Here is a 10,891-nt window from a genome sequence, read left to right on the forward strand (position 1 = left end):
TGGTATGCAGACAATCCGGCAGCCCTGCGTGCCACCATTGAGAAGTGGTACGAACAAGCTCTGGACGCGCAAGTGGATGGCGAGATTGTGGGACTGCTTGCACCTCACGCCGGCTACGTGTACTCGGGGGCGACGGCTGCCGTTGCCTATCGTCAAGTGCGAGGCAAGCACTACGACGCAGTTGTTGTCATTGGCCCCAGCCATCGGGAGTACTTTTCGGGTGTCTCGGTGTTCAAAGGGGAGGGCTACCGCACCCCGCTGGGCGTGGCGCTAGTGGACAAGGAGCTGGCTGCCGCCATTGCCAAGCAAGACCCGCTTATCACTCTGGGGGAGGCTGGTCACCGTGAGAGTGAGCATTCTATCGAGGCGCAGATCCCCTTCTTACAGGTGGCACTCCCTGGGGTCAAGATCGTGCCGATCGCGATGTTGGACGACTCCTGGGACACCTGCCGTCGCCTTGGCGCGGCCATCGCCGCAGCCGCTGCAGGCCGCAGGGTGCTGGTGGTGGCCAGTTCTGACCTGTACCACGGGGAGTCCTACACCGACTGCCACGCGACCGACAAGCGCACACTGGCGCAGGTAGCAAAGTTGGACCCCCAGGGACTGTGTGACGGCGCCCGCACGGGAAAATACGCTGCCTGCGGTGCCGGCCCCATTGCCGCCATGCAACATGCCGCGCACCTGTTGGGGGCCACAGAAGCTCAGGTACTTGCCCATACCACTAGCGGGGATGTGACCGGGCAGAAGACGGGCTACGTGGTGGGCTACGGTGCGGCCATCGTGTACAAACCGCAACAGGCTCAGCCAAAGAAGAAGGCTATTCCAGGCCGGGTGGAGTATTCGCCCCTGAGCGAAGAGGTGCAGAAGGAGCTGTTGCGCATGGCCCGGCAAAGCATCGTCCACTACCTGGAACACGGCGCTATTCCCGAGTTTGCGCCCACCCACGAGGTCATGAATGAACGGCGCGGGGTTTTTGTAACGCTCACCAAGCGGGGCGAGCTGCGGGGGTGCATCGGCCACCACGAGAGCGACGTGCCCTTGTACAAGCTGGTGCCGCAAATGGCGGTGGCCTCGGCGTTCGAGGACCCGCGTTTTCCTCCCTTGCGCAAGAGCGAACTGGGTGAAGTCAAAATCAAGATCTCTGTTTACCTGACCAATGTCTATCAGATTCAGACCCTGGATGATTTCGTCATGGGCAAGCATGGCATCATCATGTACAAGGACGGTCGCGGGGCTACTTTTTTGCCTGAAGTGCCCATCGAAGTAGGCTGGAAGACCAAGGAAGAAGAACTGCGCAATCTGTGTCAAAAGGCCGGTCTGCCCCCTGACGCCTGGAAGCAAGGCGCGGTATTCTACCTCTATGAAACGCAGGTTTTCGAAGAGGCCAAGTAGAACGCGGAAAGGAGGCATGGGCTATGGAGCTTACTGCTGAGGAGAGGGCGCAGCTGCTACGCATTGCCCGCGCTGCCATCGAGAGCAGGCTGAAGAATCAGCCCTTGCCGCAGTTCGGGGACCTCTCGAACCGTTTGCGCGAGAAGCAGGGCGCCTTTGTGACTTTGCATAAGCACGGCACCCTGCGGGGTTGCATCGGCTACATCGAACCGGTGAGCCCGCTGTACTTGGCGGTGGCGGATATGGCACAGGCGGCCGCCTTCGAAGACCCGCGCTTTCCGCCACTGACCGAAGAGGAACTCCCAGAGGTCGACATCGAGATTTCCGTGCTTTCGCCCACGCGAGAAATCCGCAACCTCGAGGAAATCAAAGTGGGCGAACACGGCCTGATCGTCCAGCAGGGGATGCGAAAGGGACTCCTGCTCCCGCAGGTGGCCACTGAGTACAACTGGGATCGCACCACCTTCCTGCGCCACACGTGCATGAAAGCAGGGCTGCCGCCAGAGGCTTACAAGGACAAGCACACCACCATCAAGGTCTTTACGGCCGAGGTCTTTGGGGAAAAGGAACAGAGGATCAGGGGCTCTTCAGACAGGTAATGGAGGCCACCAGGCCGCTCAGGTTGAGAAAGGTCAGGCCGAGGACGGTGAGAGGGAGGCCCAGGACAGGGATGAGGATGGCCGCGGCGGCTGCCGCTCCGACGCATGCCCCAACTAAATCGACTGCATAGACGATGCCGGCGGTCCGTTCCACCCTTCCCTTGCCTAGGGCGAAGAGGTCATTGGCTAAGGGGAACTGATATCCGTCGAAGAGGCCGGTGAGGAGGAGCAGCAAAGGCACTAGCCACTGGCCGCAACTCCTGAGCACGGGAGTGCTTTGTTCATGTGCCAGTAGGTACATGGTGCCGAGTGCCACCGGGGGCAGCAGGGTGAGAAGTGCTACCGCCAACCGGAAGTACCCCAGTACAGGAACTGAGCGACGCAAGGCTATGTTGCTCAACATACCACCCAGTGCCAATCCAGCCATGAAGGCAGTTACCAGGAGCGCGACGCGGTAGTAAACATAGCCATAGATTGCCTGAAAGGCGATGATGCACCCCACCTCTAGGGCGATTCCTGAGAAACCAGCGCAAAAGACTGCCCACGCCACAGCAGAACGGTGGAGTGTGGGCCGCGACCCATGCCAGAGACGAGCGAGTAGGAAAAGCACTGCTACGCACGCGCCCGGCACCCAGGCTAACCAGTGTCCGGCGGCTGCGATGGCGCGAAACACCCGAACCGTCGCCGGGCTGACCTGTCTGCTCCAGAGGACCAGATCGAAGTAGTGTGCCACCGGCGCAAAATCGGTGTTGAGGCGCTCGTCTTTGTGCCGCAGTAGTACGCTGTTCAAATAGTCCACGCGGGGCCCCCACAGGCGGAAAGGCAGATAGTATTCGCGCACGAACAGGGTCTTCAGCTGGCGTTCGCGCAGTCGCTCCAACAGTGGGCCGGCCTCGGTGGTGAGCCGGGTTGGTGGGAGGGCGGCAAAGAAGTGCGCGCTGGTGCCAGGGAACACGACGACCTCTGGAAAGACGCTGGCCAGAGTGTTGCGCAGGCAGGCAAGGAAGCGCGCCAACTCCTCGCCGATGACATTCTCCGATGAACTTACCGCAAAGGAGACGATCCCTCCCGGTTTGAGAATCCTTCTTACCTGCAAAAAGAACTCGCGCGTGAAAAAGCGATTGACCATGGTGGTCCGAGGTTCGGGAAGGCCGATTAGCACGACGTCGTAGCGCACACGGGCAGTGCTGATGTAGCGTCTGCCGTCGACGTTGTGCACCGTGACGCGCGGGTCGGCGAGCACTGATGTCGCATACGGGGGCAGGAACTGCCGGCCCAGAGCTATCACGCGTGGATCCAGCTCCACATAGTCCAAGTGCTCCAGCGAGGGGGTCTTGAGGACCTCCGCCACAGCGCCACCAAGCCCACCGCCCACTAACAGCACTGTTTGCGGGTGCGGGTGCTGCAGAAGTGCCAGGTGGACCAGATTCTCGGCGCTCTCGGGGTCGGGAAAAGTGAAAGAAACCAAGCCGTTTTCGAAAAAGCTGATCGCTTCATCCACGGCAACGACAACCACGTTCGCATAGGGTGTGTTTTCGCTGTGCAAGAGGTGAAAGCCCCGCCAGAGCAGGGAGTTGCCGAGGTCTTGCAGGCGGTTGGCCGACGCGGCCAGGGCCAGGAGAGCGGCTGCCACTATGGCAATTTCCCGCCGCCGCATTCCTTGCCGTGGCGGGTGAACAAGTGCTGCCGCACTCAAGAGGTTGAGCCCGCCCAGGAGCGCGGCGACGTGGAAAGCGTGCAAGTAGCGGATAAGCACAAAGCTGGCCAAAAGTCCCCCCACGGTCGCCCCGAGTGACTCGAGGACATAGACCCTTCCAATGGCCAAAGCTTCGCGTAGGCCCGCTGCGGCGGTTCCTTTGCAGCCGGTGGTGTAAAGAAGACCGAGGAGCACACACAGGGGACCGATGACCGCCGGTGGCGTGACCAGCATCGGCACAAGGCCCAGCATCTGCCCCTGCCCGCTGCCCCAAACGAGGTGCACGGCGCGGGCTGCAAGAATAGTCACCGGCAACGTGACTGCTACCGCTACCTGGAGCACGCCGAAAACCAGCGAGGGGTTGCGACGGTTGCGCAAGAGGATACCGGCCAGTGCACTGCCCGCTGCGGTACAGAGAAGCCAGTTGGCCAACAAGGTCCCCAACACAAGCTCGTTGCCGTAAAAGGTCACAACCAGCTCGCGCATGGCTACCACCTGCGCCACAGTAGCCGTGGCCCCCATGACGACGACGGCGAAGCCCAGTCTCGCCTTCATCCTCGCCTCCTGGTACATCTACAGTGCCATGCCAAAAATAGGCAATGGCGCAGCCAAAGTCAAGGAAAAAGGCGACGTTGTACCCTGGTGCTTCGTTGGCGCAGACTGGATTTGCTGGTGAACTCTGCTTCGAACAGTCACAAGCCTATAGCACGCTTTCATGGTCCGATATGCCGATACGTTGTACACCGAGGACCTGCGGTTGTATTGGTATTTCAGGAGCAAGGGAAACACGTTGGCGCTAGACATCGGCCCACACAAAAACAACTTGATTTTGCTCCAAAATCTTGTAAATTTGAAAGCGCATCGGCGGTGTAGCTCAGCTGGCTAGAGCAGCGGAATCATAATCCGCGGGTCCGGGGTTCGAATCCCTGCACCGCTACCAATGGCAGAGGCCGAAAACCATAGTCGTGACCTACTACGTCTGACCTTTCCTTTGCGAAAGGTCTTTTTGTTTGTGATGACCGATGCTTCGTGAGCGTTTCGAAAAAACTCTCACCGAGCACGCACTTGTCGCTCCTGAGCAGACGGTAGTCGTGGCAGTCTCTGGCGGCGTCGACTCGATGGTGCTCCTGGACCTCTTCGCCGCCATCCGCAGCCGGTGGAGGCTCGCCCTGGTGGTGGCCCACCTCAACCACGGCCTCCGTGGGGAGGAGGCTGACCAGGACGAGGCATTTGTGAGGCGGCGGGCGGAGGACTATCGCGTGCCTGTGGTGGTGGAACGGGCCGATGTGGCTGCCTTCGCCAGGGAGCACAGGCTTTCCCGAGAGGCAGCGGCCCGCCAGGTGCGTTATGCATTCCTGCAGCGCGTGGCGCTCCAGGTTCGGGCCGACCGCGTCGCTTTGGGGCACCAAGCCGATGACCAGGCTGAAACCTTTCTTGACCACTTGCTCCGCGGGGCAGGGCTCGCCGGGCTCGGGGGCATGTGGTGGCGCCGTGAGATCTTCGTACGCCCCCTCCTAGCCTTCCGGCGCAGCGAACTCGTTGAGTACGCTCAGCTCCATCAGCTGCCTTTCTGCCAGGACAGCACCAATCTGGACCGTTCCATTCGTCGCAATCGACTCCGGCACGAGCTGATTCCGCTGCTTGCGTCTCGCTATAACCCACGGGTGGTGGATTCCTTGACCCGCGCGTGCCAGGCCATCCAAGAAGCGGATGAGGCTCTCCGTACACTCGCGCGTGAACAGCTCATGAAAGATGGACGCCGCGAAGGGGGAAAAATAGTGCTTGATATTACTGCCTATTTGCGCTATCTTTCAGTGCTACAGAAGTATGTGCTTCTGGCCGCTGTGGAAGAGCTCGGCGTATGCCGTTCTCGGCTGAGCAGCCGCCAGATTGAGCGAGTGACCACTCTGGTCCGAACAAGGCGGCCAGGAACGAGGGTGACGCTGGGCGGAGGGCTGGAGGCAAGGATTTCTGGCAGGTATCTGGTGCTTGGCCCCGTCCGACCGGAGACCTACCTGGTCGCGGTTGAGGTGGGCAAAGAGGTACAAGACGAGGAACGGGGTTTTCGTTTTCGCTGTGCTCCTGCTACGTGGGAGGAATACCGCACCTGCGGGGGAAAGTCGCGGGCTGTGGAGTTCGTGGACGCTGCCCGCATTCAGGGGGCCTTGCGGCTGCGTTCGTGGCAGCAAGGCGACCGCTTCGTCCCGTTGGGGATGAACGACAGAAAGAAGGTCTCAGACTTTTTCGTTGATGCCAAAGTTCCTGGCCACCGCCGGCCCTGTATCCCCCTCTTGGAATGCGATGCAGGGATCGTGTGGGTGTGCGGGTTGCGCCTGGATGAGCGTTTTCGAGTAACCTCTCAGACTACGGACCTACTCAAACTGGAATTCCACACAGACTATGGCAGGCAAGAGTGAAAAGCAGAAGGCGGAAGCTGGACAAGGGTATAAACTGATGCTGAGTCCGCGTCGCATCCAGCGACGCATCAAGGAGTTGGCCAAAGAGCTGTCCCGCGACTATCGGGGGCGGGTGCCCGTGTTGATCGGCGTGCTCAACGGAGGCTTCATCTTTCTGGCGGACCTCATCCGCCACCTGGAGATCGATTGCGAAGTTGACTTTATGAAGATCTCCAGCTACGGGGACGAAACTATGACCTCCGGCTGGGTCAAGCTGCTCAAGGATGTGGATTGCCAGATCGAGGGGAGAGACGTCATAGTGGTGGAGGACATCGTCGACTCTGGGCTTTCGATTCAATTCCTGCAGCGGCGGCTGCAACGCTTTCGCCCAAGGTCGCTCAAGTACGTGACACTTTTGCTTAAAGAAGGAGCGGCCCGCGTGCCGTATGAGGTCGACTATGTAGGCTTCCGCATTCCCAACGAGTTTGTGGTCGGCTACGGCTTGGACCAGGCGCAACTGTTGCGCAACTTGAGCGGCATTTACGTGAAGAAGGGATGAAACCCTTCGGAGAAGGTAGCAAGTCATGAAGTTTTACGTGCAGAAAAATACCCCGCTGCAGCGCTCGGGAGGCACGGACGGGCGCGGCCCTGACGGCAAGGGTCCGGAAAAGGGCGGGCCGCGCAAAAACGATAACTTTCAATGGGCCCGCATGGGGCGCACCCTCTTCCTGTGGCTCATCATCATTACCGTCTCACTGTACGTCTCCCAACGGCTCACCATCCGTAATCGTGGTGAGCAAGAGATAAAGTACGTGCCCCACTTCGTTGACCTGCTCTCCGCTCGTGTGGTGGAGAAGGCGATGATTCAGGGCAAGGAATTCCATGGCGAGTTGCGTGAGCCGCAGTCCATCGTCAAAGGCGGCAATGAGATTTACTTTAGCAAGTTTCGGGTGAATCTGCCTGCTGAACCCTCCGCTGAGGAGGTGCAGAGGTGGCGGGATGAGTTCGGCATCAGCGATATCCGCTTCACCGAAAAGGCTCCCAGTCTGTGGCAGTACCTGTTGGGCTACGGCCCCTGGCTCCTCATCATCGCCGTGTGGCTGTTTTTCTTGAGGCGTATGCAGGGCGTGGGCACCAAAGGGATCTTCTCCTTCGGCAAGTCGCGGGCTCGTCTCCTTACGGAAAACCGGCCCAAAGTGACATTCGACGACGTAGCCGGGGCGGACGAGGCCAAGGAGGAGCTGCGCGAAATCATCGAATTCCTCAAGGAGCCGGAAAAGTTCCAGCGCCTGGGCGGGAAGATCCCCAAGGGGGCACTCCTGTTGGGCCCGCCTGGTACGGGCAAGACTCTTTTGGCCAAGGCCGTGGCTGGTGAGGCTGGTGTGCCATTTTTCAGCATGTCCGGCGCCGACTTTGTGGAGATGTTTGTGGGAGTAGGGGCCTCGCGCGTGCGCGACCTGTTTGAGCAGGGTAAGCGCAACGCGCCCTGTATCATCTTCATCGATGAGATTGACGCGGTGGGCAGGCAGCGGGGTGCCGGTCTCGGAGGCGGCCACGATGAGCGCGAGCAGACGTTGAATCAGCTCCTGGTTGAGATGGACGGGTTCGACTCCAATGAAGGTGTGATCGTCATCGCGGCCACCAACCGCCCAGACGTACTTGATCAGGCACTGCTGAGGCCGGGCCGTTTCGACCGCCAGATTGTGGTGGACCGGCCGGACGTGCGGGGGCGCGAAGGGATTTTGCGCGTGCACACCAAGAGAATCCCCCTTGGCCGCGACGTGGACCTGTCCATTCTCGCTAAAGGGACCCCAGGCTTTTCTGGCGCCGATCTGGCCAATATGGTCAACGAGGCGGCGCTCTTGGCCGCGCGCAAGAACAAGACCCACGTCACCATGGAGGACTTTGAGGAGGCCAAGGACAAGGTGATGATGGGGGCCGAGCGCAAGAGCCTTCTCATCAGCGAAGAAGAGCGACGCAGCACGGCCTACCACGAGGCAGGACACGCGTTGGTGGCCAAGCTCATCCCCGGCTCCGACCCCGTGCACAAGGTGACTATCATCCCGCGGGGCCGCGCGCTGGGAGCCACCACGACACTGCCCATCGATGAGAAGCACAATTACTCCAAAGAATACTGCCTGATCATGATGCGCCACCTGTTGGGAGGGCGCGCGGCGGAAAAGTTGGTCCTCAATCAACTCACCACCGGGGCAGGCAACGACATCGAACGGGCGACCGAATTGGCACGAAAGATGGTCTGCGAGTGGGGTATGAGCGACCGCCTGGGTCCGGTGACCTTTGGCAAGAAGGGTGAGGAGATCTTTCTCGGCCGCGAGATCGCGCAACATCGCGACTACAGCGAAAAGACCGCCCAGATCATCGATGAGGAAGTGAAGCGGTTTGTGCTGTCGGCGGCTGAGGATACGGAGAAGCTTCTGGCGGAGAACATCGACAAGCTGCACGCACTCGCCAACGCGTTGCTGGAACGTGAGATCTTGGACGGAGAAGAGATCGACCGCATTCTTGCCGGCAAGACCTTGGCCCCATCTAAGAACAGGCGGCCCAAGCGTGCTAAGGCGCCCGCGCGCACCACGGGGTGAGGCAACACCAGCGTTGGCCAGACCCATGACGCCCTCTGCCCTCGTCTTCTCGGTCTGCATGGTGCCCCTTTCCCGGATGCCGCTGCTGATTGCGGTCATTGTCGTCTTTCTCGTTGTCGTCCTCGCCACCCTCCATCGTTCTTCCACGCTCATTGCTCGCCGTCTGCTAAGGCGCCTCTTGGCGGCGGTAGTGGTCCTGGGGGCTATCGCAGAGGCGACTGTTTTGTTCTCGCTCCGAGGGCCTGAGCGGCGTCCCTACCTGGCCGTGCTCCCCTTTGCGCCTGGAGGCGCCTCTTCGCAGGCGTGGGCCCTCAGTCGCTCCCTAAGCGACAACGCGCGAAACCTTTGTGGCAACTATTACGTGAGCAGCTTTCCCTCCGTGCTCGAGGCGGTGGACGTTGACAGTTGCGCGCGGCAAGACTATGTTGCGCGTTTTGCCCAACGCAGTGGACTCGATGCGTGTCTTTCCGGCGAAGTGGTGGCGGAGGGAGAGGAAATCGGGCTGCGCGCTCGCCTGTATCACAAGGGCGCCTGGGCAGATACCATCTTTTCGTGCTCGGAGGACGATCTCCAGAGCCTGGTTGCAGCCGCGCAGGAATGGCTAGCACGCACGCTCAGCTGCAGGAGGGCTCGCGTCGCCACCGCTGTGTCTTGGGACACCTCCCTTGCGCGGGCTGATCTCTTCCTGCACCAGAAAGCGTATGAGCGGGCGCGCCGAGTACTCGCCGGGACGCACACGTCTTTGGCTCAGCTTCTGGTGGCCAGATCTTACCTGGAAGAGGCCAAGGGACTGCGGGCTTTGGGCAGACCCTGGCGCGAGACGCTGTATTATGCAGTCACCGCCACAGAGCAGTTGGTTCAGCAGGATTCCTCTTGTGCATCAGCTTTCCTTCTTGGGGCCGAATGTGCTGTCCTTCAGGAAGAGTGGGATCAGGCCGAGATTTACCTGCGCAAAGTGCTGACCTTGGATGCCACAAGTTCCCACGCCCTAGTGTTGATGACTCGGCTGCACCGTAGCCGCTTCAGGGATCTCGGATTCGAAGATGAGGAGCAGCTTCTGCGGCGGGCCATTTGGTATGACCCCCTCAACATCAGCGCCCGCCTTGGTCTTGTCGAATACCTTAAGGAGATGGCCCGGCGCAGGGAAGCCCTCGAAGCTGTGGAAGAGGTTTTGCGCGTGAATCCCACTTCAGCACCAGGACAGGTTGTCAAGGGAAAACTGCTCATCGCCTGGGAGCAAAACGAAGAGGGATTTGCCTGCTTAGAACGGGCCCTCCGTCTGGCTCCCGACGATCCCGAGGTATTGTTCGCCCTGGGCGTGGCGCACTACGTGGCCAACCACGACGAGCTGGCACGAGGCTTTTTCGAGCGCGCCATAGCTGTCGGTGATCACTTGGACTCTTACCTTTATCTGGGGCTGATCGCACGGCGTAGCGGCAAGCCCGAAGAGGCGCTTCCTTACTTGCAGGAAAGGGTTTTGCGCAAGCGCGACGCACAAGACCGGATGGCTGAGATCGCGCGCGAGCACATATTCCAGATAACCCACTGAGGGAAGGCGGTGGTTGCAGCAGGACAGTGTTCATTCCGACTCACCTGCCGCGGCCGGCTGTTGGATTTGTCCGGCAGGACGCTGGTCATGGGTATCCTCAACGTCACGCCGGACAGTTTCTCCGACGGTGGCAAGTTTTTCGACCCTGACCTCGCGTTGGCGCATGCGCTGGAGTTGTGTCGCCAGGGAGCCGACATCATCGACGTGGGTGGCGAATCCACCCGGCCCGGCGCCGAGCCTGTGCCGGTAGACGAGGAGATACGGAGGGTCGTGCCGGTCGTCCAACGCCTTGCCAAGATGGTGGAGGTGCCGATTTCCATTGACACGTACAAGGCGGCAGTTGCCGAGCGTGCCCTCGAGGCAGGGGCGGCGATGGTCAACGACATAACCGCCTTGCGGGCAGATCGACAAATGGCAGAGGTGGTGCGGCGCTTCGGGGCAGGCCTTGTGCTCATGCACATGCAAGGCGAGCCGCGTACCATGCAACGCAATCCCACCTATGGAGATGTGGTGGAGGAGATTATTGCCTTCCTCCAGGAGCGCGTCGCGGCGTGCGAACAGGCAGGCATCCCTCGTTCCTGCCTGGTGGTGGACCCGGGCATAGGGTTCGGCAAGACGGTGCAGCACAATTTTGAGATCATCCGCCGGCTCAAAGAGTT

The 10,891-nt window shown here is 60.5% G+C and carries 8 protein-coding genes and 1 tRNA gene; 8 read left to right on the forward strand and 1 reads right to left on the reverse strand.

Features of this window, described 5'->3' with window-relative positions:
• Positions 1 to 1,392: AmmeMemoRadiSam system protein B (gene amrB / locus ONB25_14575; protein MDZ7394109.1), on the forward strand; the 1,392-nt coding region annotated here is incomplete at its 5' end.
• A gap of 23 nt (positions 1,393 to 1,415) precedes the next feature.
• The gene (amrA, locus tag ONB25_14580; protein ID MDZ7394110.1) at positions 1,416 to 1,991 is read left to right on the forward strand and encodes an AmmeMemoRadiSam system protein A; all 576 of its coding nucleotides are present in this window, start codon (positions 1,416 to 1,418) and stop codon (positions 1,989 to 1,991) included.
• Here amrA and ONB25_14585 read toward each other — a convergent pair.
• Complete coding sequence (locus ONB25_14585; protein MDZ7394111.1) at positions 1,969 to 4,242, reverse strand: fused MFS/spermidine synthase; 2,274 nt, start codon at positions 4,240 to 4,242, stop codon at positions 1,969 to 1,971. The genes amrA and ONB25_14585 overlap by 23 nt on opposite strands.
• Before the next feature lie 308 nt (positions 4,243 to 4,550).
• On the opposite strand from ONB25_14585, the gene ONB25_14590 reads away from it, so the two are divergent.
• The 6 genes from ONB25_14590 to folP form a co-directional block, all read left to right on the forward strand.
• Positions 4,551 to 4,627: transfer RNA gene (locus tag ONB25_14590), tRNA-Met, on the forward strand.
• An 82-nt stretch (positions 4,628 to 4,709) separates the two neighbouring features.
• Positions 4,710 to 6,104: a tRNA lysidine(34) synthetase TilS gene (gene tilS / locus ONB25_14595; protein MDZ7394112.1), complete on the forward strand. Its 1,395-nt coding sequence runs from the start codon at positions 4,710 to 4,712 to the stop codon at positions 6,102 to 6,104.
• Entirely contained in the window at positions 6,088 to 6,642 is a 555-nt protein-coding gene (gene hpt, locus ONB25_14600) for a hypoxanthine phosphoribosyltransferase (protein MDZ7394113.1), read from the forward strand. The genes tilS and hpt overlap by 17 nt, the downstream gene beginning before the upstream one ends.
• A gap of 151 nt (positions 6,643 to 6,793) precedes the next feature.
• On the forward strand, positions 6,794 to 8,683 hold the full coding sequence (gene ftsH, locus ONB25_14605; protein ID MDZ7394114.1) for an ATP-dependent zinc metalloprotease FtsH: 1,890 nt from the start codon (positions 6,794 to 6,796) through the stop codon (positions 8,681 to 8,683).
• A gap of 76 nt (positions 8,684 to 8,759) precedes the next feature.
• On the forward strand, positions 8,760 to 10,232 hold the full coding sequence (locus ONB25_14610) for a tetratricopeptide repeat protein (protein ID MDZ7394115.1): 1,473 nt from the start codon (positions 8,760 to 8,762) through the stop codon (positions 10,230 to 10,232).
• 9 nt (positions 10,233 to 10,241) lie between these two features.
• On the forward strand, positions 10,242 to 10,891 hold a 650-nt coding region (gene folP / locus ONB25_14615; protein MDZ7394116.1), incomplete at its 3' end, for a dihydropteroate synthase.

It is taken from the genome of candidate division KSB1 bacterium (assembly GCA_034506335.1).
In the GTDB taxonomy this organism is placed as follows: Bacteria; Zhuqueibacterota; Zhuqueibacteria; order JANLFK01; family Oleimicrobiaceae; genus Oleimicrobium.